Annotated in this window: 33 protein-coding genes and 2 pseudogenes; 15 read left to right on the plus strand and 20 right to left on the minus strand. The window is 48.0% G+C overall.

The genetic code is table 11. The features are described 5' to 3' along the window. Window positions 1-21: 21 nt before the first annotated feature. The 10 genes from EX31_RS01695 to EX31_RS01740 form a co-directional block, all read right to left on the minus strand. Window positions 22-387, minus strand: coding sequence for a RusA family crossover junction endodeoxyribonuclease (locus EX31_RS01695; RefSeq protein ID WP_037033027.1), 366 nt, complete (start codon window positions 385-387; stop codon window positions 22-24). Continuing rightward, window positions 378-731 carry a chromosome partitioning protein ParB gene (locus tag EX31_RS01700; RefSeq protein WP_037033029.1) on the minus strand — a complete coding sequence of 118 codons (354 nt, stop codon included), beginning with the start codon at window positions 729-731 and terminating at the stop codon, window positions 378-380. The genes EX31_RS01695 and EX31_RS01700 overlap by 10 nt, the downstream gene beginning before the upstream one ends. Further along, on the minus strand, window positions 728-886 hold the full coding sequence (locus EX31_RS26130) for a hypothetical protein (RefSeq protein ID WP_197060705.1): 159 nt from the start codon (window positions 884-886) through the stop codon (window positions 728-730). Before EX31_RS26130 ends, EX31_RS01700 begins: the two co-directional genes overlap by 4 nt. Next, window positions 879-2003: a DNA-methyltransferase gene (locus EX31_RS01705; RefSeq protein WP_037033030.1), complete on the minus strand. Its 1125-nt coding sequence runs from the start codon at window positions 2001-2003 to the stop codon at window positions 879-881. The genes EX31_RS26130 and EX31_RS01705 overlap by 8 nt, the downstream gene beginning before the upstream one ends. Beyond that, window positions 2000-2341 carry a hypothetical protein gene (locus EX31_RS01710; RefSeq protein ID WP_037033032.1) on the minus strand — a complete coding sequence of 114 codons (342 nt, stop codon included), beginning with the start codon at window positions 2339-2341 and terminating at the stop codon, window positions 2000-2002. Before EX31_RS01710 ends, EX31_RS01705 begins: the two co-directional genes overlap by 4 nt. Then, window positions 2338-3042, minus strand: a complete 705-nt coding sequence (locus tag EX31_RS01715; protein ID WP_037033034.1) for a replication protein P — start codon at window positions 3040-3042, stop codon at window positions 2338-2340. Before EX31_RS01715 ends, EX31_RS01710 begins: the two co-directional genes overlap by 4 nt. Continuing rightward, window positions 3024-3998 carry a hypothetical protein gene (locus EX31_RS26245; RefSeq protein WP_231576012.1) on the minus strand — a complete coding sequence of 325 codons (975 nt, stop codon included), beginning with the start codon at window positions 3996-3998 and terminating at the stop codon, window positions 3024-3026. The genes EX31_RS01715 and EX31_RS26245 overlap by 19 nt, the downstream gene beginning before the upstream one ends. Beyond that, on the minus strand, window positions 3995-4180 hold the full coding sequence (locus EX31_RS01730; RefSeq protein WP_037033036.1) for a DUF4222 domain-containing protein: 186 nt from the start codon (window positions 4178-4180) through the stop codon (window positions 3995-3997). Before EX31_RS01730 ends, EX31_RS26245 begins: the two co-directional genes overlap by 4 nt. A 224-nt stretch (window positions 4181-4404) precedes the next feature. Continuing rightward, window positions 4405-4911 carry a YmfL family putative regulatory protein gene (locus EX31_RS01735; RefSeq protein WP_037033038.1) on the minus strand — a complete coding sequence of 169 codons (507 nt, stop codon included), beginning with the start codon at window positions 4909-4911 and terminating at the stop codon, window positions 4405-4407. A 41-nt stretch (window positions 4912-4952) separates the two neighbouring features. Then, window positions 4953-5192 carry a transcriptional regulator gene (locus EX31_RS01740; RefSeq protein WP_013577804.1) on the minus strand — a complete coding sequence of 80 codons (240 nt, stop codon included), beginning with the start codon at window positions 5190-5192 and terminating at the stop codon, window positions 4953-4955. Window positions 5193-5300: 108 nt separating this feature from the next. On the opposite strand from EX31_RS01740, the gene EX31_RS01745 reads away from it, so the two are divergent. The 4 genes from EX31_RS01745 to EX31_RS01760 all read left to right on the plus strand — a co-directional run bounded on the left by EX31_RS01745 (window position 5301) and on the right by EX31_RS01760 (window position 7223). Beyond that, window positions 5301-6020: an XRE family transcriptional regulator gene (locus EX31_RS01745; protein WP_037033040.1), complete on the plus strand. Its 720-nt coding sequence runs from the start codon at window positions 5301-5303 to the stop codon at window positions 6018-6020. 103 nt (window positions 6021-6123) lie between these two features. After that, on the plus strand, window positions 6124-6366 hold the full coding sequence (locus tag EX31_RS01750; protein WP_013577806.1) for a hexulose-6-phosphate synthase: 243 nt from the start codon (window positions 6124-6126) through the stop codon (window positions 6364-6366). Window positions 6367-6369: 3 nt separating this feature from the next. Next, window positions 6370-6828: a type II toxin-antitoxin system HicB family antitoxin gene (locus EX31_RS01755; protein ID WP_013577807.1), complete on the plus strand. Its 459-nt coding sequence runs from the start codon at window positions 6370-6372 to the stop codon at window positions 6826-6828. Then, window positions 6828-7223, plus strand: coding sequence for a hypothetical protein (locus EX31_RS01760; protein ID WP_013577808.1), 396 nt, complete (start codon window positions 6828-6830; stop codon window positions 7221-7223). Before EX31_RS01755 ends, EX31_RS01760 begins: the two co-directional genes overlap by 1 nt. Window positions 7224-7281: 58 nt before the next feature. Here EX31_RS01760 and EX31_RS26250 read toward each other — a convergent pair whose 3' ends face one another. After that, window positions 7282-7389 (minus strand): DUF2767 family protein, encoded by a 108-nt coding sequence (locus EX31_RS26250; RefSeq protein WP_231576022.1) that lies wholly within the window; start codon window positions 7387-7389, stop codon window positions 7282-7284. A gap of 345 nt (window positions 7390-7734) precedes the next feature. Between EX31_RS26250 and EX31_RS01765 the strand changes: the two genes are divergently transcribed. Both EX31_RS01765 and EX31_RS26135 read left to right on the plus strand, forming a co-directional pair. Beyond that, on the plus strand, window positions 7735-7944 hold the full coding sequence (locus tag EX31_RS01765) for a hypothetical protein (RefSeq protein ID WP_013577809.1): 210 nt from the start codon (window positions 7735-7737) through the stop codon (window positions 7942-7944). A 30-nt stretch (window positions 7945-7974) separates the two neighbouring features. Next, complete coding sequence (locus tag EX31_RS26135) at window positions 7975-8133, plus strand: hypothetical protein (RefSeq protein WP_197060706.1); 159 nt, start codon at window positions 7975-7977, stop codon at window positions 8131-8133. Here the strand turns inward: EX31_RS26135 and EX31_RS01770 are convergent. Then, on the minus strand, window positions 8111-8347 hold the full coding sequence (locus EX31_RS01770; protein WP_132964301.1) for a hypothetical protein: 237 nt from the start codon (window positions 8345-8347) through the stop codon (window positions 8111-8113). The two genes, EX31_RS26135 and EX31_RS01770, sit on opposite strands and share 23 nt — an antisense overlap. A gap of 112 nt (window positions 8348-8459) precedes the next feature. Between EX31_RS01770 and EX31_RS25900 the strand changes: the two genes are divergently transcribed. The 6 genes and pseudogenes from EX31_RS25900 (at window position 8460) to EX31_RS01795 (ending at window position 12342) form a co-directional block, all read left to right on the plus strand. Next, window positions 8460-8708 (plus strand): hypothetical protein, encoded by a 249-nt coding sequence (locus EX31_RS25900; protein WP_037033044.1) that lies wholly within the window; start codon window positions 8460-8462, stop codon window positions 8706-8708. Window positions 8709-9368: 660 nt separating this feature from the next. Beyond that, complete coding sequence (locus EX31_RS01780) at window positions 9369-9740, plus strand: hypothetical protein (protein ID WP_037033046.1); 372 nt, start codon at window positions 9369-9371, stop codon at window positions 9738-9740. Between the two features lie 34 nt (window positions 9741-9774). Continuing rightward, the gene (locus EX31_RS01785; protein WP_037033047.1) at window positions 9775-10602 is read left to right on the plus strand and encodes a YfdQ family protein; all 828 of its coding nucleotides are present in this window, start codon (window positions 9775-9777) and stop codon (window positions 10600-10602) included. Window positions 10603-10784: 182 nt separating this feature from the next. After that, on the plus strand, window positions 10785-10949 hold the full coding sequence (locus tag EX31_RS25905) for a hypothetical protein (protein WP_156106952.1): 165 nt from the start codon (window positions 10785-10787) through the stop codon (window positions 10947-10949). A gap of 42 nt (window positions 10950-10991) precedes the next feature. After that, window positions 10992-11234 carry an excisionase gene (locus tag EX31_RS01790; protein WP_013577813.1) on the plus strand — a complete coding sequence of 81 codons (243 nt, stop codon included), beginning with the start codon at window positions 10992-10994 and terminating at the stop codon, window positions 11232-11234. Further along, window positions 11218-12342 (plus strand): annotated as a pseudogene (locus tag EX31_RS01795) (phage integrase Arm DNA-binding domain-containing protein). Before EX31_RS01790 ends, EX31_RS01795 begins: the two are co-directional and overlap by 17 nt. A gap of 80 nt (window positions 12343-12422) precedes the next feature. On the opposite strand, the pseudogene EX31_RS01800 reads toward EX31_RS01795, so the two are convergent. From EX31_RS01800 to EX31_RS01810, 3 genes and pseudogenes are all read right to left on the minus strand, one after another. After that, a pseudogene (locus tag EX31_RS01800) lies at window positions 12423-13088 on the minus strand (porin); the annotation flags it as partial. Window positions 13089-13698: 610 nt separating this feature from the next. Next, complete coding sequence (locus tag EX31_RS01805; RefSeq protein ID WP_037033048.1) at window positions 13699-13887, minus strand: hypothetical protein; 189 nt, start codon at window positions 13885-13887, stop codon at window positions 13699-13701. Window positions 13888-14045: 158 nt separating this feature from the next. After that, entirely contained in the window at window positions 14046-14459 is a 414-nt protein-coding gene (locus EX31_RS01810; protein ID WP_037033049.1) for a hypothetical protein, read from the minus strand. A gap of 229 nt (window positions 14460-14688) precedes the next feature. On the opposite strand from EX31_RS01810, the gene EX31_RS01815 reads away from it, so the two are divergent. Next, window positions 14689-15468, plus strand: coding sequence for a (S)-acetoin forming diacetyl reductase (locus EX31_RS01815; RefSeq protein ID WP_013577817.1), 780 nt, complete (start codon window positions 14689-14691; stop codon window positions 15466-15468). Between the two features lie 53 nt (window positions 15469-15521). On the opposite strand, the gene EX31_RS01820 is transcribed toward EX31_RS01815, so the two are convergent. Both EX31_RS01820 and EX31_RS01825 read right to left on the minus strand, forming a co-directional pair. Further along, window positions 15522-16388, minus strand: coding sequence for a helix-turn-helix domain-containing protein (locus EX31_RS01820; RefSeq protein ID WP_037033050.1), 867 nt, complete (start codon window positions 16386-16388; stop codon window positions 15522-15524). Between the two features lie 420 nt (window positions 16389-16808). Further along, complete coding sequence (locus tag EX31_RS01825; protein ID WP_037033051.1) at window positions 16809-18407, minus strand: tannase/feruloyl esterase family alpha/beta hydrolase; 1599 nt, start codon at window positions 18405-18407, stop codon at window positions 16809-16811. Window positions 18408-18744: 337 nt separating this feature from the next. On the opposite strand from EX31_RS01825, the gene EX31_RS25090 reads away from it, so the two are divergent. Then, complete coding sequence (locus EX31_RS25090; protein WP_072012252.1) at window positions 18745-18912, plus strand: YhfL family protein; 168 nt, start codon at window positions 18745-18747, stop codon at window positions 18910-18912. Window positions 18913-19211: 299 nt separating this feature from the next. On the opposite strand, the gene ovoA is transcribed toward EX31_RS25090, so the two are convergent. Together ovoA and EX31_RS01835 are read right to left on the minus strand one after the other, a co-directional pair. After that, window positions 19212-21353 (minus strand): 5-histidylcysteine sulfoxide synthase, encoded by a 2142-nt coding sequence (ovoA, locus tag EX31_RS01830; RefSeq protein WP_037033052.1) that lies wholly within the window; start codon window positions 21351-21353, stop codon window positions 19212-19214. 146 nt (window positions 21354-21499) lie between these two features. Further along, entirely contained in the window at window positions 21500-22624 is a 1125-nt protein-coding gene (locus EX31_RS01835; protein ID WP_051930978.1) for a tyrosine-type recombinase/integrase, read from the minus strand. Window positions 22625-23029: 405 nt separating this feature from the next. On the opposite strand from EX31_RS01835, the gene EX31_RS01840 reads away from it, so the two are divergent. Further along, window positions 23030-24577, plus strand: a complete 1548-nt coding sequence (locus EX31_RS01840) for a methyl-accepting chemotaxis protein (protein ID WP_037033053.1) — start codon at window positions 23030-23032, stop codon at window positions 24575-24577. 72 nt (window positions 24578-24649) lie between these two features. Here EX31_RS01840 and EX31_RS01845 read toward each other — a convergent pair whose 3' ends face one another. Continuing rightward, window positions 24650-26197, minus strand: a complete 1548-nt coding sequence (locus EX31_RS01845) for a methyl-accepting chemotaxis protein (RefSeq protein ID WP_037033054.1) — start codon at window positions 26195-26197, stop codon at window positions 24650-24652. Between the last annotated feature and the right edge of the window lie 566 nt (window positions 26198-26763).

Genomic DNA, 26763 nt, shown 5'->3' on the forward strand with positions numbered 1-26763 from the left:
GAATTAAATTGAAAATGCAAATTACACCTCCGCCGCTGAAAACGTGGAAATATTGATCTCCGCCTTGCCGCCTTTAGTCACCGGCCCCCACCTCAGCTCAATGTGTTTTATCTGGCTGTCATCTACCCAGACGCCCGCGTGTGTCAGGCTGTCAAACATCGCTTTTAGAAAGTTATCCAGATCGCGCTTTGCCTTGTTCGGCGGGTACAGGATGACCCTGACCTGCACATCCTGGTGTAATGGTTGAGGGCGGCGGCGCAATTGTTCGTACACCGCGCCGATGGCGTTTGACCGGTAGATTCTCCCGCGTTCGCTGATCTTTGCGCCCTTGCCGGGTGAGCGCCAATAACCGTTCATGCTTGGCGGGAATGGCAGGGTCAGTTGCATGGCTGGTACTCCGGCATTCTAAGGTGTTCAACCACTTCGCCTGTGTCGACAAAGTAATAATCACAATCGGTTACGTTGTTGATCAGCAGCACCTCGATTTCCCGCTGGGTCATTTTGCTGAATATCTTCACTATCTTTTTCGGCGGCCCGATGTAAACCGGTTCAACTCCAGCTAATTTAGCTGCGGCTAAGTTATGGTGCCCGTCCATCAGGACCGTGTACTGAACACCACGAAGCACGACGGGATACACTGAAACGCGAAAAAGTTTGAAGCGAAGCGCTTTATCAACGACTTTTTTCCGATCAAGGTAACGCTGTGAACTGATTAATTTGCCCAGGATCATTCAGTCACCTCTCCAGCCCTGATCAGGCTGTTCAGCACAGCGTCAGCATGTTCCCGCGCAGCGGTGTAATCAGTGGGATGCAGCTCCCCCTCCGAGGAGACTGCTTTTAACCAACCGCGATAGGCATCAAGCCAGATTCTCTGAAGTTCATTCATCAGCAATCACCTTCACTGAGTGAGCAATACGCGCGGCGGCGGTGGTCAGGTGGTCGGGGTCGAGTTCAATGCCGATAAAGCTGAAACCGTCGAGAATGGCGGCTTTCCCGGTAGAACCAGAACCCATAAACGGATCCAGTACCGTGCCGCCCGCAGGTGTTATTAGGCGGCAGAGATAGCGCATCAGATCGCAGGGTTTAACGGTTGGGTGAGCATTACGTGCGCCAGATGTTCGCCCAGCGCCAGCACGCGGATCATTGAGACCAGCGCTTCCCTCTACGCGGCCGCCGGTCATTTCAGATGCTGTGACTGGCACAAACCTTTCCATTCCTTCATCGCGTTCTGTCTTCGTGACCTTCGCGCAGTAGAAGAATCGTGCGGCTGATCTGCTGATTTCCACTCGAGCGGCATGTTCGCGTGGCGCGTTCATATCGCCATAACAAACGCGTGCAGGCCGTGATTTTCCCGTAGTTTTCAGGTCGCCTTGTTGACCTTTTGCGTCAGGGAATGCAGCTATCACCTCTTCACTACCGTCATGAATGACGTTTGCAGGCCAGCGGCCAAGCTGCCCTGGTTGCCATTCGGCGCAGTCTGGCGCTTTATCATCTCGAACATGCGACAGAAGTGCGCCAGCGCCACCAGTTAGGGCCTCTTCCGTCGGAACGCGGGAGATATCGATGTGCAGCGCGCCGGTACCGAACTGTTCGACATTCGTCTCTACATTCCCGATCAGCGGTTTGCGAGCCATGGCGATCGGTTCATGCGCGGGCTTAAGTGCGGTACCCATCCCGGCGTTTTCACCCTGCAGATTTTTTGACTTAGGAAATCCGCTGCCGTAAATCCACATCAACTGATCGCGGATCTCAAACCCAGCATCTTCTATATTCACAACTAGGCGGTGATAGGTACGTGAGCCACCGAACGCCAGAAGGTGGCCACCGGGCTTAAGCACGCGCAGACACTCGGCCCACTGCTCAACCGTCGGAACCTGATAATCCCACTTGTGACCCATGAAGTTCAGCCCGTACGGGGGATCGGTGACTATCGAATCGACGCTGTTATCTGCCACGCCACGCAGGACATCCTCGCAACGACCAACATTCAGCTGATAGCTCATGCCTGTCCCCTTCCCTGACGTACTGCCCAAAGCAACCGATCGAACATCTGACTGATCTCTGCCAGAGTCATACGCGTCGGTTTTGCTGGTTTAGCCGGTTTTATCGGAACGCCGCCTTCAGGCCAACTGATTAACGAGTAAGTGAATTTATGGCCAGCACGGTTCACCCTGATTTCAAATCCAGATTTTTTGCCGATCGCATTGATTGCCGTTGAGGCGGCATGACGCGGAGGAACAACGCCGCTTCTCTCGATAACTTCCGCTTCAATCTCGCTGCAGGTGCGCGGGGTCCGATCACGCATAAGCTCTGCAATAACTAACTGCTGAAATGTGCTCATAGCCAGCCCTCCCGTTTTTTCCGGAGATACTCGTCATACATGATCTGCGCGGGTGTCGGGCCTGCTGGCGCTTTTGGCGCGGTCAGCATCACAACCGGTGCCGGAATCTGTTCTCCCTTTGCCAAACGTTTTGACCAGATAGTCAGCTGGTGCTGTACGGACTTGCGGACTTCGCCTTCGGTGTAGTTGTTCTGCAGCATAAGGCGGCGGACGTCGGTCACAATCCAGTACATGATCGGAGCTGACCACGGGTAAGCCGCTGGGGTGCTGTAGTCGCCGCGGCGGGCGCAATACTGGTTGAACTCTGCCATGACCTCATCGACCGACGGCAGGCCAGCAGCCTGAGCAGCGCCAGACTTACACCAACCAATGAACTTACCGCAGCTCGGCCAGAAGTCTGTTTCTTGCTGGCGGGCAACGCGCATGCCAGCCTGAACCTGTTCCAGTGTGGTCACGCCGCTTTCAACAAATGCCATGATCCACTGACGCTTTGCCGCCGCCACATCAGCCGGGGTGCTCAGTGCAGTCTGCCTGGCAGCGGGAAAAATCTGCATCAGGTTGGTGAACAGCACATCGACCAACTTCTCAGCGTCAGCGTTCACGACGCGTTGCGGTTGATCTTCTGGCATCATTTTGGCCAGCGCGGCGCCATCGCGGTTTTTAACTGCCATCATCATTTTGTTCACAGGGTGTTCTCCCATGCTTCAGGGCTGTTCCAGTGCGGTTCTGATGCCGCGCCTGCTATGACATTGCCGCTCAATTTGATTGTCAGATCGTCCCATTTCTCGCGGAGTTTCGACGGGCTAAGGATGTTCTTGCACCAGAATGGGTCTCGGTTAGCGCGGACAAACAGCTCACAGATTTGCTTGTGTGTGCGGCCATCGGCTGTACACATCAGGCGGACTTCGTTAGCCCACAGCGTCATGTCCGGTTCTTTCGGTCGGGCAATCTCGCCGTCACATTCAGCAGCCCGTTCGTACATCTGGATTATTTTTCGCCAGATGTATTCGGCAGCCTTTAAGTCGTCGGCGTCGCCCCACTTGCGTTTTTTAGCGCTGAACACCACGGCTTCTGGATGCGCAGCTAAGAAACTCTCATCAGAGCTTTCGTCGGGCTGCGTAGCAGGCGGACAAGAAGGTTTACTGATCTGTTTGTTATGATCTGTATAAAGAAAAGATTCCGCAGCTTCGCGGTTTCCAATCTTCACATCTGCGGAATGAATTTCGCGATTCTGCGGAATGGATTCCGTGACTTCGCGATTCCCATTCCGTGACTTCGCGGAATCAGAAATCTCAGGGAAAATGCGCTTAATCAGAAGTTCTTCACTGATACGGTAATGTTTTTGGGGTGTGCCGTTTACCTTACGCAAGGTTGTTTCAATGACATCAGAAAGGTGTTTTTTAATCAGCTTATCGACCAGTCGCGCGGTCTGGTCTTCGCTCAATTCGCCAATTTCTTCGCCCAGTTCCTTATGGCTTTTGTAAAACCAGCCATCTTCAAGTGTTGAGCATCCAGACCAGAAAACTAGCTGATTTAAAACGGCCGCGAGCGCGTGGCATTGCTGCTCACCCTTGAAAAACCGCAAGTACGGACGGGGTATGACAACCACATTTTTTTGACCAGATAGAGACTGGACTACATCAAAGATCCGGCTCATTCCGACACCTTCTTAAATTTTATTCCGAAGTCACGACGCGGACAGAAGCACAGGCCCAGCGGATAATCTGGCCGACGGAAAAGCACACGATGATTTGCCTGATCAACACCGACGACATGAACCAGGCGTCCACGCGAGTCGCGGCAATCCATTTCAAACGGCACTATCTGTTCGTTTTCCACCGGAACCTCCTGCAATGACTTGGGTTTCAGCGTCTGCCAAACGAGCAGCAATACCGGCCCGGCGGCACATGTTCCAATAACGCTCAACCACAGCCTTAGGCTTTGTGATGTGGTTGATGGCTTTGCCCTGCTCCCTTACTATCTGCACATACACGAACGGGCACAGTGAGACACATTGGAATTGCACTGCTGGTCGAACGCGGTTTAAACTGTTCATGCGTTAATTACTCCACACACGTTTTTAATGCGCCGACGCCTCGGGACTGCACTCCTGAGGCGTCAACCCTTTCATGCAAAGCCACCACTGACTTCACATACTCATCGCGCGCAGATAAGTGCTTGAAATGCAGCGCCATAATCTCGGCCTTCTCGTTCTGATCAATCACGCCGTCATCTGCAATAGACGTGTTGATTTGCTGATCCACCTTCCCGCTCTTTGCAGCCACCTTTACGCCCTTAATAAACAGATCAACGTGGTCCAGCTCATCGCGATTTGGGATTTCAACGAAAAAGCCACCGCGCCGCTGGGAGAAGTAATCCGCCAGGTGATTGGTGCTGCTGATGTCTTCCATCGCTTCCAGCTCGGCAATTTCGAAGAACCGGCAGCCGTTCTTTTCGTACAAATTGTTGTTGAACTGCGTTTCAGTCATGCCCAGAGCGCCAGCCATTGCTGATCGCCCGCCGGGATAGGCTTTGCACATCGCTTTAACTACTGATTTCAGGTCTACCATGATGTTTTTCCTTTGGTAGTTATGTTGCTAAGTGCTTTTGGTTAAGCTTCGATCGTCTTTTCTGCACGTTGAGGGAAAAGGATGGAGAGGTCTGGGCGAATTTCAGAAGCAGAAATTCGGCCATTTGTTGCCCTTTCTATGCGGATGGCATTTTCAGCGGATACTTTCTTTTTCCCGTGAAGCCATGCCCAGACAGATGGCTGTTTGACTTTGCAGGCCTCAGCTAATTTTTGCTGACTACCAACGATATCAATGGCGGCTTTAATAGCTTCGTTGACCATAAATTACTCCAGCTTTTATTAAACAACCTGAATAATAGCCAAAACTATGAGGCAAGTAAATAGCCCTGTCTATTTGATGAAATATAGTCTCAGCTATATGATTGAAGGATGGGAAAAATGACTTTTTCAGAAAGACTAAAACTAGCCATGGACGAAGGTGGCTTTACTCAGGGTTCGCTTGCTGAGGCTGTTGGCATGGCTCAACCTAGCATTTGGAAGTTGGTCTCAGGTGGTGCAAAGGCTTCGAAGAAAACTATTCAGATCGCAAATGTCCTTGGCGTAAGGCCAGAATGGCTATCCGATGGAGATGGCCCGATGCGTATTGGTGACGCGCCTCACAGTGCCCCCCTATTGGTTAGGGAGAAATCCGAACAGTACAGAATTGAAGACGGTTTCCGCATTGAGTTGTTGGATGTAGCGGTGAGTGCCGGGCCTGGGACGGTCAACACCAACGAATTCATAGAAGTAGTTCGTACGATCACCTATACCCCTGAAGAAGCCCGGATGATGTTCGGTAATCGTTCGGAAGAGCAGATCCGGATGATTAACGTTAAAGGTGACAGCATGTCTGGCACCATTGAACCTGGCGATCTGATCTTCGTGGATATAAGTATCCAGTCTTTTGATGGGGATGGGATTTATGCGTTTCTCTATGACGACACTGCCCACGTTAAACGCCTGCAGAAGATGAAAGATTACCTGTTGGTTCTATCAGATAACACCCGGTACCAGACGTGGGATCCGATAACTCGTGATGAAATGAACCGGGTCTTTATTTACGGTAAAGTGATAGGCAGCGTTCCTCAGACTTATCGCAGGCATGGATGATAATGCCGCGTACTTTCTTGACATGCTTACATTTGAGACTAAAACATACATAATCTGCAACTATCTTTCAGTTGCACTATGATTACCTAAGGATGTACTCTGCGTGTCCAGAAAGGAAAAACTAAAAGCAAAACTTGATTCCCTACCTAAAAACTTTACGTGGGATGAGTTGGTATCTCTGATGGGGCTTTATGAGTTTCAACTACTTAAAGCTAAGCGCGGATCTGGCAGAAAATTTTATAACAAAACGCTTGATAGGCTTGTTGCTTTCCATGAGCCACATCCTGAGAACACAATGAAGAGGTATGTTTTAGTTGAAGTTAAACTTTTGTTGGATGGGATTTAAGAAATGAACAACCTCCTTAAACATAAAGGTTACTGTGGTAGCGTCGAAGTATCCTTAGAGGATGGAACTCTCCATGGGAAACTTGAGTGCATAAATGACCTTGTCACTTATGAAGCGCAAACTGTTTCTGAACTGCAGAGTGCATTTGAAGTAGCTGTTGATGATTATTTGGAAACCTGTCAGGAAATTGGCAAGGAACCTGACCGCCCTATGAGTGGTACATTTAACATTCGCATCGGCCAAGAATTGCACAAAAAAGCATATCTTGCTGCAAGGAATGCTGGTATTTCTCTAAACGATTACGTAAAAAAAGCGATAGAAGATACTTTAGTCGATAGGAAAGAGTATCACTTTCATATAGATAGACGTTCTGAAATTACCGAATCATCCTTTGGGTTTATGAGAAAACGTGACGAAAAGTCAATTTGGAAGGGTACGTTTGAGAAAGGAAGGTCTCATTGATGCTTGACAAAATTCGATTTCGTGGATTTGATATAAAAAGCTCCTCTTTCGAAATCCAAGATCAGGAGTCCGAAGGAGGTAAGTTTAATGTCAGATTTAACGAGCACAAAGTCACTCCACAAAAAGACGAAGATGGTTATTGGCTTTTTCTCGATGTAAATCCTGTTATCACCGGACTTTCTAACGTTGGTGATGAGGTTTTATTCGAAGCTACAGTGGCTTTAACCCTTTCTTTTGAATGCGATCTTAAGGACGAGATTGACGAAAAGTTCTATGATGAAAATTCATGGTTTTTCGAGAACTTTGTTTACATAGTAACAAAAATTGCATTTGAAAACCTTCTCAAAGGTTCTATTATCGAAACCATTGTTTTACCTTGGTCACCGAAATTTTAAAAAATTAAAACCCGGCAATTGAGTCGGGTTTTCCTACCTACCCTCCAATGTTTTACCGCTATTTCCATAACCTGAAGCTGGTCGATATTCTACTATTTCCTTTCGCTATCTCCGAGTGCAACACTTCAGAAGTGGCAACTCGCTTTGTCTCCTGGCCTTCTGCCACTGAAGTGGTCAACAAAAACTACATCCCCGACTAAACGACACATCTCTTAGTACCGGCGTTCAGCCTCAGCCCCGTAATCCATAAACGTTCCCATGATTTTATCTTAAATTAGCATATCTAATGCTCAAACCAGATAGCAGAAAAATCACTCCTTAAATAAATCACCATATAAATCAATCGCGAATAACTATATCTATATTTATATATCTTAAGCTATTTACACGGAAAATACCTTGAGCTATTATCATCCCATCAACAGCGAACAGACAGGAAACCCACGCAGTAGCTGCCGATGGCGCATGAAGTATCGGATGATTCGCTGAAATGTGATTTGGAGATAGCAGCATGGATAAGGTGGATTTCGGATTAAAGCTGTACGGACTTTCCTTTGTAACCTTCTTCCTTATTGGTGTAGCGCTGAATATGTCCACCAAAAAAGAGTACCGCAAAACACTGCGGGAAGTGTGGAAGGAAGGGGCCCAGATTTGGCTTTCAATGACAGCTATTTTCCTGGTTGTCTTGGGGTTGGGTTGGTTTCTTTTCGAAGTGATTTAAGTCGGTACAGCAGCTTAATGAGGTATCAGGATGGATAAGCAAGAACCGAAAATTATTGGTTTGGGATCTTCGAATGAAGAGTTAATTGAAGAAACTGTTTCTGAAATCTTGCAAAAGCATGGACACCAAGTAGCCGCCTTTTTGGAAGGCGGCGAGATTACCAAAATTAATCTCTTATCTTCGGATTGAAAGCTTCAATTCGGTTAATAAGCAACTTGGTTGCCGAGGCAACGGCAGGATCCTTACCTTTATAAGCTTGAGCATGACGATTTAGATTTTCAATGACGTCGCTCTTTACTGTGGGTAAGGCGGTTGAAACGGAATGAAGCGCTACCGTGAATGCGTTCTCAAGAGCTTCAATCCTACGGGCTAAAGTGACTAAATTAGTCGAAGCGTTTTCCACCTTCATTTCCTTCTTGGCTGTGTGAGAACTACCAAGATAACACCGCCGCCTGAGGTGGAGAAGTGACCAGGCAGACAACGGCAAGAACGCAGCAGCTTAATGAGGTATCAGGATGGATAAGCAAAAAGTGAAAGTCATTGCTGATCAGTTACTGGAAAAGATCGAACGCTTAGAAATTGCGGCAAACAGAGGCATTAAAATTTCAGAGGATCCGAATTTTCAACATTGCCCCGGAAAATTAATTTCCCCGGAACAATGCCATTGGACGCTCAAAGATTGTGCCCTGTTTAAAAAATGGATTACCGAGTGTTTTGAATCATTCGAATTGACTGCCGTTCAGTCATGCCATAAGCCTGAATAAAAACACTTAATTCCTCCCCTTCGGTTTCATTTATGAAGGTTTCACTGCCGAGTACATGTAGAGCACCCGATATGATTTGGCCTTTCTCGACATCGTATTCACCTAACAGCTCAGCCACCGTGAATTCTCCGATTGAATCACGGATGACAATAAAACCTATTCGGTGCTCGTGATGTACAACGACTCCGCGCATAAAAGTCAGTCCTTCTTGGTTGTGTGAGAACTCCCAAGATACCACCGCCGCCTGAGGCGGAGAAGTGACCAGGCACACAACGGCAAGAACACTGGGGGTTGATGAACTCACTTACCACCAACCCAGTATGACCACAGTCCCAGTGCTCTTTCCGTTGTGGCAAGCATCAGGTGATGGTCGGGTTCCCTACCCGATTGCGGGTTCAACTCCCGCCGCCCAATCAGATCGACGTGGAACCTCGATAATTGCTGTGTGTAGTTGTCTTTCGGCGGTGGCATGACTCTTCAACCATCCAACATCAGGGGGAGCGAAGATAATGTTCTGATCATGACCACCGCCAATTTTTTCGCAGGCATAGACAAGGGCCGCTGGCACCCACCCAGCACGCCCTGTGCATTACCGGCCGCCCTTGTCTATGTGTGTGAGTAATTTCCCGCGGTGTGCGCCGCGATAATGAGGGCATGAAAATGGCTGAAAGTCGTATGACCAACGTCCCGGAGTTTCTCTCCGAACTGGACGCCGGTATTTTCGAAAACAAAATCGCCGCCGCGCTGAATACCGCCGCTCTGGGTGTTCTGAATAACGGTGGTAAAGGCAAAGTGACCATCGAGATTGATGTTTCCCGGATCAGTAATTCGATGGAAGAAAAACGCGTGATGCTGGCTCACAAATTGAAGTTCTCAGCACCTACGCCTCGCGGGAAAACCTCCGAGGAAGACACCACCGAAACCCCAATGTACGTGGGCAAAGGCGGCAAGCTGACCATCATGCAGGAAGATCAGGGCCAATTGTTCACCATCGCCGGAGATCCTGACGGCAAACTCCGTGACGCGCGATAAGCATCGTTTAACCATCCGATAAAAGGAAATTATTATGTCTCAAGTTTTAGACGCATCAGCAATCAAAGAAGTCCGGGATATGTCCCTCTCCGCCTTACTGGAAGAACGCCTGTCATCAGCTGACTGCCCTGCTGTTGCCTTGCCAGAATCAGTCCGCATTCATTCGCTGGAAAACCTGCAAGATGGCCGGTTCCGGTTCCGCGGGAAGATGGAAACCGCCAGCATTCAGGATTTCTCCCGCTACTGCAAAGATTACGCAGGCGAAGGCGTCCGCAGTTTCATCAATGCTGACAACATGGCGGCGGTGACCGTGTTTAATCTCGGCACACTGGCCGAGCCAGGCCACGCTGATAACATCGCGGTTCTTAAGCTGAAACGCACTGCGCCATTTCAGGCTTTGCTGAACATCAACGGCGATAAAAACTCACAGAAAGATCTGGCCGAGTGGTTGGAAGACTGGTCTGAATTCCTGATGGCGTTTACCGCTGACGGCGAAGTGCTGGACATCAAGAAAGCAATTGGCGGCGTACGAAAAATCACCATCGAAGCATCCAGTTCTGCGGATCATGAAGACAGTGATTTCGGCGCCAAGCGCTCAGTGATGGAAAGTGTAGAGGCAAAAAGCAAAGAAGCTATGCCTGCGGCTTTCGAATTTAAGTGCGTGCCATATGAAGGCCTTGGCGAACGCCGATTCCGTCTGCGCTACAGCGTGCTGACCGGCGGCAATGCTCCGGTGCTGGTTCTGCGGATCGTGCAGTTGGAAACAGCTGAAGAACTGATGGCCACCGAGTTCCGCGAACTACTGGAAGCCAACTTCACCGACGTTGAGGTCGAAACATTCATCGGTGAGTTCAAAGCCTGATAGCGCGGCCTTAAATGCCCTGACCCACTGGGGCATTTAGTGAATCGTTATTACTGAAATTTGATTGCCAATTCTGGCAAGGGATGCACACACGCTGAAATCTGGGAAAAGTTATTTCATGAAACTGGATATCGCATTTTTCCCAGAGTGGTAATGGGAATTACTTATTTAGGAATGCAGCCATGATTGAAACAACCCGTTCGCATTTCGTCCGGCGTGTTTTTGTGAAAAGAATGCTGAATCTGTGGTTTATCCCAGTTGAGTTTTCGCCAGCAATGCCACCAGGCGAGAAAATGCTGTGGTGGCGAGCTGGAAAATATTACGGCCGATTTCGGGTCAGTCAGTAAACCGGTGTGCAGCTGGCTATAATTAAACGTGTGGAGTGATATATGACGAGAACATTAACGCTTGATGAATGGGCTCTCGAAGAGTTTTCCGCGCCAATACCTAGCAGACCAACGCTGATGAGGTATGCGAAAAATGGAATGATATACCCCCTGCCCTTTAAAGCTGGGCGGTGCTGGCGTGTTGAAGCATCAGCGCGTTTCATTGGGATAGCTGAGAAGCCTGTGATCAACAAGGATATAGATCCACGTTTAATGAGGATTCTCGAAGATGGCACGTCCACGTAAATATAACGTGAATATTCCCGGGCTGTCGTGCTACTTGGACGCCAGAACCAATAAGGTTTACTGGCGTTACAAGCATCCAGCCACAGGTAAGTTCCACGGTTTGGGGGACAACGAAGAGGAGGCAAAAGCAATCGCAATAGATGCGAATATGCAACTCAATCAGAGGAAAATGGCAAATCTCCTGAGAGTAAGAAATGAAATTAGCCGTGAAGTGAATAAAGGTATCACTACCAATGCATGGGTTGATAAATATAGAGCGATTCAGCTAGAAAGGGTTAAGGCTGGCGAAATAAAGCCCGATACAGCGAAACTACGGGAACCTTCTTTACGAGCATTAATTTCTCATTGCGGGATAAAACCATTGTCGGAAGTAGGTGCCAGAGATATTGCTGGGATTCTCGATGTTTACATTGAAAAAGGTCAGGGAAGGATGGCGCAGATGGTGCGTTCGAATCTAAGTGATGTATTCAAAGAAGCTCAGCATGCAGGTGAAGTTCCGGCTGGTTATAACCCTGCGAAGGCAACAAAACAACCTCGGGCAAAAGTTTCACGACAGAGACTTTCATTTGATGAATGGAAAGCCATTTATTCGGCTGCATTAACGTTACCGGTGCATATTCCCAGGGCAATGCTATTGGCCTTAATTACAGGCCAACGGATAGGAGATATATCAAAGTTGAAATTTACTGATATCTGGGATGACAAACTTCATATAGTTCAGCAAAAAACCGGGGCTAAAGTAGCTATACCCCTTTCTTTGAAATGTGAGGCGTTGGGGCTGTCTCTTCAGGATGTGATAGCTGAATGCCGAGATTCTGTTTTGAGTCAGTGGATCTTGCATCATCACCGTTCACGAAGAAACTGCACCCGTGGTGGGTAGATAACTAAAAGCACACTCTCAAAAGGATTTGCAGAAGCCCGAGATAAAAGTGGTCTGCTGTGGAAGGGAGAGAATCCTCCAACATTCCATGAACAGAGATCATTGTCGGAACGCTTGTTCAGAGAGCAAGGCATAAACACGCAAGTCTTACTTGGACATAAAAATAGTCAAATGACGGAGAAGTATAACGACGACCGGGGGAAAGACTGGAAGGAAGTTGTTGTTTAATTAAGATGCCGTTTTGCAGAAGAATTTTGCAGGAGTTTTGCAGGGATGAACATTTACTCTTAAATAATAGTCAGTTAGCAGTTGATACCCATACCGAAGTCATAAGTGGTAGAAAGAGCATAGCCATCACCATTCTGATGACGAACGTCGCGGCCATTATTCGTGCCTTCACCTGCTGGTGTATAGTTAATGTCTTCGCTGTTGTTATCGCCATCATTCGCACCCTGATATTGCAGCGCAAAGTTCCAGCCTTTTACTTCACCAAAGAAGTCTGTATTACGGTAAGTCGCAACGCCATTAGTACGACCAACCATAAAGTTATCAGAGGAGGTGTAGGTATCGCCGCCGAACACTGGCAGCATATCGGTCCAGGCTTCAATGTCATACACAACGCCGTAGTTACGGCCGTAATCGAATGAACCGAAGTCAGCGAATTTCAGACCCGCAAAGCCCAGACGGGTGGCGTTGCCTGATGTACCTGTACTTTCAGAATTATTAGCCTGGACGTTGTATTCCCACTGGCCGTAACCGGTGAGTTGATCGGTAATTTGGGTTTCACCTTTAAAGCCTACACGAACATACGTTACGTCGCCGTCCTGACCTGCATCATCTGAAAATTGGTGACGTGCATCAACTTTGCCATACAGGTCCAGTTTATTGCCGTCTTTATTATATATTTCTGCGGAATGAGCTGCGCCTGCAACCAGTAATGCCGGGATAATAAGTGCCAATGCTTTTAATTTCATGATGTATTCCTTTATCATTTAATTGGATATTTGAATTTATTATATATGTATTTTCAATGAGTCAGACTCGTATTAATATTACCTACAGAGTTCCGTGGTTCTGTAGATAAATTATCGGTTTTAATTTTATTATTTATTACTAATTATTTCTGTCGGTATTATCAATATTTCGAATGAATGTTATAGTTAATTTCATATAAAATATGTATTTATAATTATGTATTTTTCTGTGGTACTTTATTTCTGGGTTGTGGAATCATCACTGCAATCCTATTTACCCTTCCTTGGTTTTACTTATATTCTTTTTTAGTCGCCGTTTTACCCCTGTTAACGGCGTTAGTATGTCGCCCCGCCTGACTGCGGGGCTTTTTTTTGCATAAAAAAACCCATAACCGGCGAAAGTTATGGGCTCAACAAATGAGAGAGAACTAAAATTTCTACGACGAGGTCAGAGAGACTTTCCACAACAACCTGCATAACAGATATCACGGTTGCGTTATCCGCAGCGGAAACACCGGCTATTCAGGGTACAGCACATAATTTCAGGAGAAGGCTTCTCTCATGGCACAGCTCGTTCCAGTAACTGAACCGCAATAAACGGATATAACGATCAGGAGCGGCGAAACCAGGCCGGATCACTGTTCCCCACATCAATACCGTAAAGACAGCCTGTGGCGAGAAAGCTTTCCAGCAGACGGGATGTATCCTGCGCCCTCTCCGCTGGTGGATGACTGACCTTGCGGTGCGTGATACGTTGCCATAGCGAACGGCGTTCAGCAGTGTGTACAGTGATTGACATACAGGCCTCCGGTTAATCGCAGCTTCAAAATCAAAGCTTTCTTTAACGCTGGTTTCAAAATCGTGGCAAACGATGCCTGCCGCGGGAATGAACGTAGTAAACCTTTTATGAACGACAAACTGAACCAACCATTTTTGCTTTCTTTATGAAGTTTTGAACTATAACTCCCGCAGCCAAACGCCTTCGCAGAACAGTTTTGCACAGGCCAGACTTTGCTGATGACGTAATGCCGGATCTGCGGGATCTTGCGCGAATTGTACCAGCATGCCGGTAAAACATTGCGCGAGCATGACGGCAGAAATTTCTTTGCGGAAAAGTTTGCTTTGCTGATTTTGCACGAGGTTTTCTGCCATCAGGTTGATCAGCAAACGCTGTGTCTCTTGCGCCAGAGGTGGCAGCAAAAACACCTGCTGCGTCAGTTCATTGTTTTCAGCGAAAAAATTCAGCAACTTGCGAAAGCAGAGCGCCATCCGGTCCAGTACCTGATTTTCGGCAACGTCAGGCGCAATCTGTAATGAACGCACCAGTGCAGTCAGGCGTTCACGGAAAAGAACAATATTATTGCTGGTCATTTCTGCATCCTTACTCTCTTACACGTATGCCATTCTAAACGACTTGCTGGCAGGAACAGCCATTTGCGTTTGACCAAATCAGAAAAAGTTAATGACCGTGCTTAACAATTGCACATTGGGAGCGGCAGGCGTAAACCAGTGGATAGCTCACGCAACGGCACCGGGTCGGGTAGACCGTGTCTTGCGCGCAGCACCTGAAGAAGATACCGAATACATAGAGGATAGTCGTATGTCTAAAAATGGAAAAGTGGCTTTAGTGACAGGTGGTGGTCAGGGGATCGGCCGCGCGATTGCACTGCGTCTGGCGAAGGATGGTTTTGCTGTGGCCGTGGTGGATTTTAATGGGGAAACAGCGAAAAAAGTTGCCGAAGAAATTAATCATGCCGGTGGTAAAGCCATTGCTCAGTTGGCGGACGTTTCAGACCGGGAGCAAGTTTTTGCTGCCGTAGAAGCGGCCACCAGGCAACTCGGTGGTTTTGACGTCATCGTTAATAATGCCGGGATTGCGCCGACGACACTGATTGAAGACATCACCCCGGAAATCGTCGATAAAGTTTATAATATCAACGTGAAAGGTGTCATTTGGGGCATTCAGGCGGCGGTCAAAGCGTTCAAGTCACAAGGGCATGGCGGCAAAATTATTAATGCGTCATCACAGGCCGGGCATGTGGGTAACCCTGAACTGGCGATCTACAGTTCGAGTAAATTTGCGGTGCGCGGGCTGACACAAACTGCAGCGCGTGACCTGGCCTCGCTGGGTATTACTGTCAATGCCTACTGTCCTGGGATTGTGAAAACGCCGATGTGGGAAGAAATAGACCGTCAGGTGTCAGCGGCAGCCGGAAAACCGGCGGGCTATGGTACACAAGAATTCGCCAAGAATATTACGCTGAAACGCCTTTCTGAGCCGGAAGATGTCGCGGCTTGCGTTTCTTATCTGGCCGGGCCGGATTCTGATTACATGACGGGTCAGGCTTTGCTGATCGACGGCGGTATGGTGTTCAACTGATCCCCTTTCCCGCCCGTCAGGCCTCTCATAATGAGGGGCTTTTTTCTACCTGATCACTGTGTGGCCAGCGGAATATAGTATTCGCAGGTCACGCCTTTGAGCGCAGATTCACGCGAGTACTTCTCAAGGTCCGGTTGCATAATAAATTCAAGACCCAGCGTAGGCAAAAACACAGAATACAGATAAAGAATAAAATCGTTCAACCGGCTAAGATCGTACGGATAGTTGATCTTCAGATAACGGCTGGCCGGAACCAGGATGTTGTGGCTATCGCTGGTGTGTACCTGATGCGCCACGGTGTAATCCATCTGCAACGCATTCGCCACTTCATCATTCGTATCAGGCCGGCAGTCCGACAATCCCCAGACCGGTGCCCGCAGAGATTCCGGTGTTTCCAGATAACGCAGCAACTCCGCGCGGTGAACGTGATTCTTACTGTTGAATAAGGCTTCAATGGGGTAAGAATGCGAGATCGTCTCCCCTTCAAACGCCATCACCGGTAACTCGACGATTTCATATTCCGGCTGCGGAAACTCATCGACGGTAAGCGGCGCGGTGATCCCGTTCATGGTCCATGATGCATTGCGTCGATACGTACCGGGAGTTTCGGCGAAATTCTTCTTGAACGATCGGGTGAACGTTTGCTGCGAATCGTAGGAATAGTACAACGAAATATCGAGTATGGGCATATTGGTCAGACGCAACGCGATAGCGGCCATCGTGAGACGGCGGTCACGAATGTATTTACCTAGTGCGTAACCCGTTTTACTTTTAAACAAACGCTGAAGATACCATGGTGAATAGCCGGTTTTTTTTGAGGCTTTTTCCATGGTCAGACGATCACTTAAGTTGACTTCGATCCAGTAGAGTAACTCTTTGATCAAATCATCATGAAAATCAGGTTTTTGTTCGCTTTGCAAAATGAACTCCCTGTGCTGCAATAAAGTCGCGTGATTAGAACGCGACAGATTTTGAAATCATATGCACTACAATGGCATCCGCGCTCTGGCTAACGTTTTTTAGACATCAGAGGTTTCCTCACATACCGTTCGGCAGGCGTAAAGCTCATTTTCGATGGCGCGGTTAAGATTGTATTCTGCACAGTCTGCGCTCAGCCCGAGCGTTTCCAGGCGTGACATGGCATCCATGCTGCTTTACACAGATAAGCCACAGGAGTAACCGAAGAAAAGTAGATAGCTGAGGATAATGCCAAGACTTGAACGGATGTTCAAGTTATTTGAGAACGCTCATTCACCTGTGAATTTATATAGGTAAATGACTTGCAATCTCCTGTAAAAGCATACCCGCCGAGGCAGGCAGAAAAGTGAATATGAGAAATATTATCTGGCGGAACAGGTAAAACTGGAGGCCATTTTTGTGTCACCCTGTCCGTTGTATCGTGGGAATAACGGATAATCACACAACGGCATTTCGCGCCCGGCAGTTGCTTTGTTTGTATCAATCATCACTTGCTGACCCGGATCTATCCCATGAACAACCCATTTATCCAGGACTCCTAATGAATCCCAACTCACCCGATATGTCCCGCTGCTGTGCGTGAAACCCGGTGCCAGGTAGAAACGGGCAAACTGATGAAGTTCTTGCTCACCAAATTCAGCTTTCAGCTTCTCGTAATACGCTACGGTGTTTCCTGGCGGAACAGCCATATCCGCCGTGCCATGCATCAGTAAAAGTTTGCCTCCATGCTGCACAAAAGTGTGAATATCAGCACTATCATTATCGATTTGTGCCGCCAGTTCTTTCAGCCTCGTCTCATGGGCTGCGGGATTAAACTGAAGAGAGTCGTAATTTGCATCTCGCATCACTTCGTAGCGGACAGCTTGATCGCCCATCATGTAAGGGAATGAAATAATGATATTACTGGCTTCTGGTTTTGGCTTGTTTGCACCTGAACCAAAAACACTGACCAACGCAGAAGCGTCTGCACCACGTAAAATTGGCCATGGGGCAAAGTGATCGCCAGTTAGCAGGTTGACACCCAGAGGCACTGGTTTATTAAGCATCTGGACCAGCGCGATTTGCGTATCTGAAAGGCAGTTGGCGCCCATATCTTTCCCATCCGGGCAGCGCAGATGAGCCAGTTTAAATGTCGAACTGCAGGCATCCGGATTGGCGACTACACCATCAGCCAGACCATCCAGTTTGTCACAGGCACCAGTAACGGCATTGGCAATCAGTGCGGCTTTGGCCGGCGAAATCCACGCGCCCGGCGTGTTGTAGATTGCCTTCCCGATGCTGATCCCGGCCATGTGCAGTTCAACGACGTTATACACCGGATGAATGGCAATCGCGCCGTCATAGTCAAGCGGGAAGCGCTGGATCGCCGCAAGCGCTTCGTGGCCACCTTGCGAATTACCCTGAAAATACATGTGAGCAGGTTTTCGACCATAAGCCTGTTGGATCAAGGCAACGGCCACATCGTGTGTTTTCTTGATTTGCGCACCGGCAAAGTTATCCCAGGCTTCCCCGTTAAGGGTAAAGGAAGCATCGGATACTCCGCCCTGATGGCCTGAATCACTGCCAAACGTGGCATAACCTTGCTTTATTGCGCCAGGTGTTGCTGCCGGCGCCAGACGTGCTGTATCAGCGTCTTTAATCGCGCCGTCAAAACCACTGCCACCCAGTTGCAGGGCTTTACCATTCCACTCAAGCGGCAGGTAAAGCTGAAAATTAATATCGGGCGCATTGAGATCGACCGGCCTGATCTGCCCTTCAATCTTGCAATGTTGATTACCCGGATGGCCCGCCATTGCCACTGTGGTGACCCGCGCCCCCCTTGTCGGAAGCCCGATTGCGTCTGCATTGATATGCACATTTTTTAAGGCGACGCACTGTGCTTCGGTGAGGCCTTTTTCAGGGGCAGCTAAAACAGTAGCGGTGAACAGCACAAGCGAGCAGAGGCAGAAGGGAGCTTTCATCAGACAACGTTCATTCCGGCGGCTAAGTAGCGGCAGTTTGTCATTAAATGACCTGTGAAAGAAGCCTTTTGACTATTGAGTGTTTAAAAAAATGGTCACATTATGCATTAATTATATATCTGATGAATATTAATCTCTCGGAAAATTACCGACATCATTAAGTTTATAAACATATTAATAATGAATATCTTAAAATAAAGCAAGGCAGGCCAATATTAAAAATGCGCAGTGATGGGTATTTATTTGCCTGTTATTGATGTTAAGCGTATATTCGCGTTTGCCTGAATTTAAAATGACGGCCTATATACATAATCATCTATTTTAAAAAGGAATTTATATGAAAAACTTATTTAAGTTAGCTCTCCTCGCTTCGGTAGTTACGACACTTTCAGGCTGTACCGGTAGCGTTTTTAATAAAGAGAAAAATTGTGACTATACTTATTTGCTGCACCCTGCGATTTCAATTTCTAAAATGATCGGGGGTTGTGGTCCGGCAGAGAAATAAGTAGCGGGTTTTGTCATGCCGGACCTTTGTGTCCGGCATTTGCTATTCTGCAACGCCTGAATTCATAATTTTTACCGTTCCCCCCCTTTTTTCATTACCAAGCCATAAGATCATACGAGCCCAACTTTAGTTACAACATACATATGCCAGATAAATCAAAAACACCAAAAACTTAACCAAAAGTGTCTTCTGTATTTCTTCAGGACGAACGTGTCTTAGATTTATTGACCAGCCTCCATCCGCACGGATAAAAAAATGGCCGCATAAGCGACCATTAGCCTCTTTCAGAAATAGAGAATTTACCGCTTACGCCACAGTGTAACTTCCGCTACGGTATGCTGGAATTTCCTCGCCGTTTCACGGATCACAAACGGAACATCTGTCGGTTTCCTAACCTCTTCAAATTCATTCGCCAGCAAACGTTTCAACGCCTGATGCGTCGTAACAGCTTCACCATTTTCCCGGAACCCGCCCAGCCAGTGCTCTTTCGGTGTAAACTCTTCGAGCCAGGTGTAAGGTGAAGAAAGCATGAGTAAGCCGCCAGAACGAATCATTGGCGTAATATCTGTCAGAAAACGTGCAGGTTCACGCAGTCGATCCAGCAAATTAGCAGCCAGGACCAGATCATATAATTCCGCCTGCGGCTTCAGGTTACAGGCATCACCCTGCACAAAATTCACCCGCACTGTCTGCTCTGCTGAGATATTGACATCAGCGAGCGAAGCCTGGCAATAATCCACCAGTTCGCCCTCCTCCGGGATTACATACCGACAGGCTTCACCGCGTGCCAGAGCCAGAGCGACATCAATAAATCGCGCGGAATAATCCATTCCAACCACAGAGTCGAAATGACGCGCAAGTTCAAAACTGGCACGCCCCGTAGCACACCCGATATCCAGCGCCCTGCCACGATTAACTGTATTTTCAACTGCAATATCAACCAGTTGAACCGCATAATTCGTTACGTCGAAATGACGCGGACCGTACTGGAAATCAAGATACTGCGCCACCAGCCCGTCAGTTTCATAAGGATTCACTTTCACCACTTCCTGATGGCTGGAAATCACATAGCGGAAACCGGCATGCTGGAAAAAGTGGCGACGGAAAGCATAACGCGAAGATTTTAGCGCTTCATTGCCCGTTGAAATCCAGCTTCCGCCTTTGATCATGGAATGTTTACCATCGAATGTTGGCGTCGAAAAATCATCATATAAAGGATGAACACGAAAACCGTCAAATCCACTGATCGGCGTAGACGCCCATTGCCAGACATTCCCCACAACATCAGAAAAATCACCTTGTTCGAAATGATCAACCGGACAGGATGATGCCCACCATGCGAGGTTGATATTTCCCGGTGCTGTTTCCCAGTCTGGCTGATCACCCTGCACCTGATTACGCAGAATCATCCATTCAGCTTCGGTCGGCAACTGTACTGATTCACCGGTCTGCGCCGCTTTCCAGCGACAGAATGCTGCCGCTTCCAGTTGATTAACTTCAGCAGGCCAGTCCCATGGCATCGGTACTTCTTCAGTCATCAGGCGAAGTTTCAGCCGTTCAGGTTCGCGGGGCGAACCCACCCAGAAAGTGGGCATTTCAGCCCGCGCAAAATCCCGCCAGCCAAGCCCTTCCTCATCCCACCACTGGGCATCGTGATAGCCGTCCGCCTGTATAAAAGTATAAAATTCAGCGTTACTGACCAGCATCTTACTGGCACTAAATGCCTGAATTTTCTGTTGAGATGTGCCGTATTCGTTATCCCAGCCGTAGGTATCATCCTGCTTACCCAACGTGACAATGTCACCTTTCACCGCCAGCATAGTGTTATCAGGTACGCTGTTGCGGTCATGACGGGCGATTCCACACACCGGCCAGTGAGATTGTGGCTTAACCCATTCCACCGGCAACTGACGGATCAATACACTGGATGTTTCCAGATGAATGCGCTCATGTTCAATGCCCATCAGAATCACCCAGGCAGGGCTGTCCCATCCGATGGGTAAACTCAGCGCCATGGTGTCAATAATACCGAGCACTTCTTCACGTACTTTGTCGCGGTATTGACGCAAGTTAACAACAGATGGCCAGTTATAGTTCTGATCGTCGAGATCATCCCAGCTCATTTCATCCACACCGATCGCCAGCATCGCTTCGATGTGTGAATCAACACGTTGAGGAATCAGCCCCGCAGCCATCAGCTTATTAATATAAAAAGTGGCGGTATGACCGAAATAAAAAATCAGCGGGTGGCGAAGCGAAATTGCCTTATTGAAATAGGCTCTTTCATCAGCGAGACAATCAAACAGGCTCTCGTACAGCTCCCAGGTTTGAATGAAATAATCGCGAATTTCCTGACGTTTTTCTTCCGCTGTTCCGGTGCTTAGCAAAATGGTCTGCGTCGGTTCTGGCAACCCGATAGCCTTGTTTTGTGTTGAAAGCATTATTAGTCCTCTGTCTTCTTGCGTTGCCAAATCAATACACAATTGTAGCAGGTCACATCTTTGGCTTATTCCCGGTCTGGTTTTTACCGGCTTTATATTCTCAATCGTCAGACATTAACATAACCTTAAAATCGGGCCTATGCTCGCTATCTCTCCATAAACAACAGCGAACTTTCACGAACATGCAGAGATTCGCCCTCAAAATGATGACGTAAATCGTAGTAATCTGGTGCATCAATGATGCCCTGAATATTGTCAGAAAATGCTTCCAGCGCCTGTTTCATCTGCGGCAGATAATCGTGAGTGTCATAAACACGGTCGATCCCCTCAAGCGAATGATTCATAATTTTACGCGCAACATCGTTCGGCACATTCAGGGAGGATAACTTGGAACGCGCCGTACGGCGTAAATCGCGGGTGGTAAAAGCATCAATCCCCGGCCCCCGTTCCGCACGTAGCAGGCGCCGTATAACCTGTGTCACCGCACCGCGTGATAACGGTCTTTGTGCATCGAGCGGTGAAGGCACCAGCCAGGGACTGTGTTTCGGACTGGCTGATAGAAGAGCATTGATGCAGGTGATCATTAATGGCGTCAGCGGCAGGCTGTGATCACGGGCCGATTTATTTCGCGTACCCTGTCGCCAGATGCCGATCTGCAAATGGAACTCATCTTTTCTGGCGCGCACCACTTCATCTGGTCGTCGTGCAGTCAGCAGGCACAACCGCAATGCCCAGCGACATTGTTCAGAAATATCCCATAAATCAAGGCTATGCCAGAAAACCCAGATTTCAGCATCGGTTAACGTTCGTTCGCGTGGCGGGGTATTCCGACCGCCGACGTCGCGGCGCTTCATGGTACTTAGTGGCGAATGTGCCAGATATCCCTGGGTTTCTGCCCAGCCAAAAAATTGCTTACAAAGCGCGAATACCCGTTTTGCTTCTGAAACTTTCCCGTCCGCCAGCAGTACATTAAACAAACGGTTCAGTCGTAAACGGGTGATTTTATTCAGAGGCACTTCGCCGATCACTGGCAACACATGTTTCATCAGGGATGAAACAGCAATTTCTGGCCGACGTCGTGTCAGGATCAGTGAAAGCCGGATCCAGATATTGATCACCTGCCCGACCGTCGCATTGCCCTCCTCATCAAAATCATCCAGTTTGGCAAGCGGTGTCATTTTCACATTCTGCAGATAAGCCAAAACATGCTGACCAACATTTCCGGCAGCAAAATCTCCTTCGACTATTGTTACGGATCCGATCTTACTCATCTGCCCAATTCACCTCAAAAATCACAGGCCGGAGTTATAACAAGCCTGAGGATCTTAGGCAAAAGGTTTATGACTCCAGACCTATTAAGTCTGGAGTCACACAGATCACTAATAACGAAAAATAGAGCGATTATGAAGGGGAATTATGGTGAGCCAGCCGTTGTATGTTGTTCATAAAATCAACAGACATAATGATATAACGCATATTTTTTACTCATATCTTCGTTATACGTTATGGATTGGCGAAAAAACCGACGTTTTCACCCGTATGCATTCGCCCTAATAACGATTGTCGTCATAAATAACGTCATGTTTCCCTAAAGAAAATTTTGCTTATGCCGAAATGTTAATAGTTAAGGATCCTTAATCTCACTTAAACCGCAGTCTGGCCATGGAAATGTCACTATGCGCAATAATCAGCCAATATCACAACGGGAATATCAATACCCTGACGACGCAACATTGATGTCAACGACAGATGCCGAAAGCCGTATTACCTACGCAAACGATGCATTTATAGAAGTTAGCGGTTTTGCCAGTGAAGATATTATCGGGCAGCCTCACAATGTTGTGCGCCATCCCGATATGCCTCCTTCGGCATTCAAAGATATGTGGGCTACATTACAACAGGGTTTCCCCTGGACAGCACTGGTGAAAAATCGCCGCAGCAATGGCGATCATTATTGGGTTCGTGCCAACGTCGTACCGATCATTCGTGGTGGTAAAACCAAAGGTTACCTTTCTGTCCGCACCAAACCGACTACTGCAGAGATTAATGCGACCCAGGCGCTTTATGACAAAATGAATCGCGGCGAACTGAACAACCGCCGCTTGCATCGGGGGTTGTTGATCCGTACCGGCATTACCCGCAGTTTTTCTATTTTAAAAACGCTTTCTGTGCGCTGGCGGATCCGCAACGGTTTGCTGGTTTTACTCGTCCTTAACTCACTCGTCATTTCTGCGCTGACTGCCCTGCCCGTGATACAGATGAATACCGCATTGGCACTCAATGCATTTTTCATTCTGTTGCTGAATTTCTGGATGGAATGGCAGATTACCCGCCCGGTCGAACAGCTTTGCAGTCAGACCTTGCGCGTTGCCAGCGGCGCGAGTCATACGATCACGCCAATGGAGCGGGTCGATGAAATTGGTATGACGTTACGATCTGTTGGCCAGCTCGGATTGATTTGCCGTTGGATGGTGGATGATGTCAACGATCAGGCGCACAAAGTCCGCACGGCCAGTGAGTCACTGGCGAATGGTAATGAAGCCCTGAGTCAACGTACTGAACAAACTGCCGCTAACGTTGGACAAACTGCTGCAGCAATGAATGAGATGAGCACGACAGTTGAAAGCAACACACAGACGGCAGCCGAAGCCGACAAACTTTCACTGATAGCAAGTGCGGCGGCAGAAAAAGGCAGCAATGCTATGCAGGAAGTTGTCGGCACTATGCAGGAAATCACCGGCAGTTCGCGACAAATTGCCACCATCACCAATGTTATTGATGGCATCGCTTTCCAGACGAACATTCTGGCGCTCAATGCCGCTGTTGAAGCGGCACGCGCGGGTGAACAAGGCAAAGGCTTCGCCGTGGTTGCCGGAGAAGTGCGCAGCCTGGCGCAACGAAGTGCCAGCGCAGCCAGCGAAATCAAACGCCTGATCGACAGCAGTGTGGAAACGGTAGTGTCGGGATCGAAGCAAGTTGATCAGGCAGGGAAAACGATGGCCGACATCGTCTCTCAGGTGCGAAATGTGACGTCACTCATCGGGCAAATCCGAAGCGCCACTGGCGAACAAAATCAGGGATTACTGGATATTGCCAAAGCCATTGAAGAACTGGACCGCATCACACATCAAAATTCAATTCAGGTTCAGGAAGGTGCCAATGCTTCTTCAGGTCTGAAGCAACAGGCCGACCGTCTGGTTGAAGCCGTGGGGGTGTTCCGGTAACGTTATTCAGTAAAATAGAGGCGGCTAATCACCGCATCTATTTCAATAAGTTATGTCGTTACAACGAGCAGATTACACTGTTGCCAATCTGAACGCTGATACTGAGCGGGTCAGATGAAGAACCTGTTCTTCCAGCGAGGCCGCTGCGGCAGCCGATTCCTGAACCAGCGCTGCGTTTTGTTGCGTCACGCCATCAATTTCTGTCACCGCCTGTTCAATCTGGCTAATCCCGCGGCTTTGTTCATCAGAGGCTATCGAGATATGTTCCATTAATATATTAATCTGAGTGACAGAGGAAATGATCGCTGAAATGGAATCGCCGGTGCGCGAGACCTCATCCGACCCTTCGCGAATATTCGCCACCGATTCAGAAATCAGACTTTCGATTTCTTTTGCTGCCATGGCGCTGCGCTGCGCCAGACTGCGCACTTCACTGGCCACCACTGCAAATCCACGGCCCTGCTCACCCGCGCGTGCCGCTTCAACCGCGGCATTGAGCGCCAGAATGTTTGTCTGGAAAGCGATACTATTGATCACACCTGTAATATCTTCGATTTTTTTCGAACTGCTGTTAATACGCCCCATCGTACCAATCACGTCCTGAGCGACTTTCTCGCCTGCGCGCGCGTTTTGGACAGCTTCACGTGTCAGACTGCTTGCCCGGGAGACATTTTCGGTATTTTGTTTTACCGTCGCACCAAGTTCTTCCATGCTGGCGGCGGTTTGTGTCAGCGCTGCGGCCTGTTGTTCAGTGCGGGAAGCCAGATCAATATTACCTGCGGAGATTTCCTGCGATGCATGCGCCACTGTATGGCTGGTGTCGCGTACCTGCCTTATAATTCTGGTCAGCGACTGGCGCATATGTTCTATCGACTGCATCAACTCTTCAATCTCACTGCGGGATTTGGCTTTCACCGGTACTGGCGTATCGAGATAACCTTCAGCAATCTGACGGCAGTGATCGCGAGAACTCAGCAGCGGCATCAGAACAAAGCGCTTCATTAACACCAGAACACTGATAATGATGATCAGAAATAACAAACCAAAACCGACCGTCAACCCGATACCAAATTTGAAATGACTTTGTGCAACATTATTAAGATTTTTTGCGTACTGTTCATGGAGGGCCAACACTTTATCCAACACGATTTCATACTGACGATCGAGTTTCACCACCGCAGGGATCCGGGCTTTGAACGCTGCCTGATCACCGGACTTTGCAGCGTCAATCAAGGGCTGGATACCGTTCTGGCGATAGTCCTGGTATGTATTGCGGTATTCATCGGCCAGTTCACTTTCACCAGGCAATTTCGGCACATCAAGATACGTCTGAAACGCCGCATCGGCTTTACCGATGACCTCAGTGACTCCGTCCAGAGCAGATTTTGACTGCTGACCGTCGCCATTTTCAATTTCTTTCATATATTCCATCACGCGAACACGCGAGGTTCGGCTGTGGTTAATGGGGTCGATAATAGAAAGCACCACGCGGATTTCCTTGTTCACATCATCCAGTGAATGATTACTCCGGGTGAGCAGCCAAACATTCGAAAGCATACTGGTGAAAAAGAGTGCGAAAAGAATAACAAGAACAAGCAAAGACGACTTTTTAAGCGACATCGGGAGATTCTCAAAATAAAGCGGGAATCTGTTTATCGGCATTCCTGTTCAAATGTTTAATATTTCCAGCGCACTATCTGCAATTTGTGGCACGATGATCGATCGTAGGAGAAATTTCCGAACATGTTTTAAAGACGTTTACTGCAGTCAAAACACCTGTGAGTAATCTGAGTGTTTTCCAAAAAATGTTGTTAACACTTATATTAAAGATATAAATATGACCTCATGCAGGATACTTACCCCCCTGCTTATCGTTATTAATACAACTAACCCCCACTAAAAATGAAAAATTTTCATGAAGCTATTTTTAAAAATTCATTGTAAACATTACTATCGTGAATACTATTATTGTTTTTATAGAGAAATGATTATGAATTAAATACGATTCTGAGTTAAGTTGAATGGTTTTAATGAAGCGGTTTAAAAGAATAGTTAATTTATTTTTTGTCACTTTTTACTTGAAACTGCAGACCCTCATAAGATTTAACTTAAGTCACACCCGCATTCTATAAGGCCTGCTGCAAGTTTGGATAAAACTCATATATATCAATGAACATAAGCGAGTG

Source organism: Rahnella sp. WP5, assembly GCF_000745615.1.
In the GTDB taxonomy this organism is placed as follows: Bacteria; Pseudomonadota; Gammaproteobacteria; order Enterobacterales; family Enterobacteriaceae; genus Rahnella; species Rahnella aceris.

Bases quoted from the DNA above. Each gene is read 5' to 3' on its own strand.
- EX31_RS25090 (WP_072012252.1), top strand. From the start codon at position 18,745: ATGAAAAACTTATTTAAGTTAGCTCTCCTCGCTTCGGTAGTTACGACA.
- EX31_RS01780 (WP_037033046.1), top strand. From the start codon at position 9,369: ATGGCTGAAAGTCGTATGACCAACGTCCCGGAGTTTCTCTCCGAACTG.
- EX31_RS01710 (WP_037033032.1), bottom strand. From the start codon at position 2,341: ATGAGCACATTTCAGCAGTTAGTTATTGCAGAGCTTATGCGTGATCGG.
- EX31_RS01815 (WP_013577817.1), top strand. From the start codon at position 14,689: ATGTCTAAAAATGGAAAAGTGGCTTTAGTGACAGGTGGTGGTCAGGGG.
- EX31_RS01705 (WP_037033030.1), bottom strand. From the start codon at position 2,003: ATGAGCTATCAGCTGAATGTTGGTCGTTGCGAGGATGTCCTGCGTGGC.
- EX31_RS01715 (WP_037033034.1), bottom strand. From the start codon at position 3,042: ATGGGAGAACACCCTGTGAACAAAATGATGATGGCAGTTAAAAACCGC.
- EX31_RS26245 (WP_231576012.1), bottom strand. From the start codon at position 3,998: ATGAGCCGGATCTTTGATGTAGTCCAGTCTCTATCTGGTCAAAAAAAT.
- EX31_RS01765 (WP_013577809.1), top strand. From the start codon at position 7,735: ATGGATAAGGTGGATTTCGGATTAAAGCTGTACGGACTTTCCTTTGTA.
- EX31_RS25905 (WP_156106952.1), top strand. From the start codon at position 10,785: ATGATTGAAACAACCCGTTCGCATTTCGTCCGGCGTGTTTTTGTGAAA.
- EX31_RS01735 (WP_037033038.1), bottom strand. From the start codon at position 4,911: ATGGTAGACCTGAAATCAGTAGTTAAAGCGATGTGCAAAGCCTATCCC.
- EX31_RS01825 (WP_037033051.1), bottom strand. From the start codon at position 18,407: ATGAAAGCTCCCTTCTGCCTCTGCTCGCTTGTGCTGTTCACCGCTACT.
- EX31_RS01835 (WP_051930978.1), bottom strand. From the start codon at position 22,624: ATGAGTAAGATCGGATCCGTAACAATAGTCGAAGGAGATTTTGCTGCC.
- ovoA (WP_037033052.1), bottom strand. From the start codon at position 21,353: ATGCTTTCAACACAAAACAAGGCTATCGGGTTGCCAGAACCGACGCAG.
- EX31_RS01840 (WP_037033053.1), top strand. From the start codon at position 23,030: ATGCGCAATAATCAGCCAATATCACAACGGGAATATCAATACCCTGAC.
- EX31_RS01845 (WP_037033054.1), bottom strand. From the start codon at position 26,197: ATGTCGCTTAAAAAGTCGTCTTTGCTTGTTCTTGTTATTCTTTTCGCA.
- EX31_RS01760 (WP_013577808.1), top strand. From the start codon at position 6,828: ATGCTTGACAAAATTCGATTTCGTGGATTTGATATAAAAAGCTCCTCT.
- EX31_RS01695 (WP_037033027.1), bottom strand. From the start codon at position 387: ATGCAACTGACCCTGCCATTCCCGCCAAGCATGAACGGTTATTGGCGC.
- EX31_RS01700 (WP_037033029.1), bottom strand. From the start codon at position 731: ATGATCCTGGGCAAATTAATCAGTTCACAGCGTTACCTTGATCGGAAA.
- EX31_RS26130 (WP_197060705.1), bottom strand. From the start codon at position 886: ATGAATGAACTTCAGAGAATCTGGCTTGATGCCTATCGCGGTTGGTTA.
- EX31_RS01785 (WP_037033047.1), top strand. From the start codon at position 9,775: ATGTCTCAAGTTTTAGACGCATCAGCAATCAAAGAAGTCCGGGATATG.
- EX31_RS01740 (WP_013577804.1), bottom strand. From the start codon at position 5,192: ATGGTCAACGAAGCTATTAAAGCCGCCATTGATATCGTTGGTAGTCAG.
- EX31_RS01755 (WP_013577807.1), top strand. From the start codon at position 6,370: ATGAACAACCTCCTTAAACATAAAGGTTACTGTGGTAGCGTCGAAGTA.
- EX31_RS01810 (WP_037033049.1), bottom strand. From the start codon at position 14,459: ATGACCAGCAATAATATTGTTCTTTTCCGTGAACGCCTGACTGCACTG.
- EX31_RS01790 (WP_013577813.1), top strand. From the start codon at position 10,992: ATGACGAGAACATTAACGCTTGATGAATGGGCTCTCGAAGAGTTTTCC.
- EX31_RS26135 (WP_197060706.1), top strand. From the start codon at position 7,975: ATGGATAAGCAAGAACCGAAAATTATTGGTTTGGGATCTTCGAATGAA.
- EX31_RS25900 (WP_037033044.1), top strand. From the start codon at position 8,460: ATGGATAAGCAAAAAGTGAAAGTCATTGCTGATCAGTTACTGGAAAAG.
- EX31_RS01805 (WP_037033048.1), bottom strand. From the start codon at position 13,887: ATGTCAATCACTGTACACACTGCTGAACGCCGTTCGCTATGGCAACGT.
- EX31_RS01745 (WP_037033040.1), top strand. From the start codon at position 5,301: ATGGGAAAAATGACTTTTTCAGAAAGACTAAAACTAGCCATGGACGAA.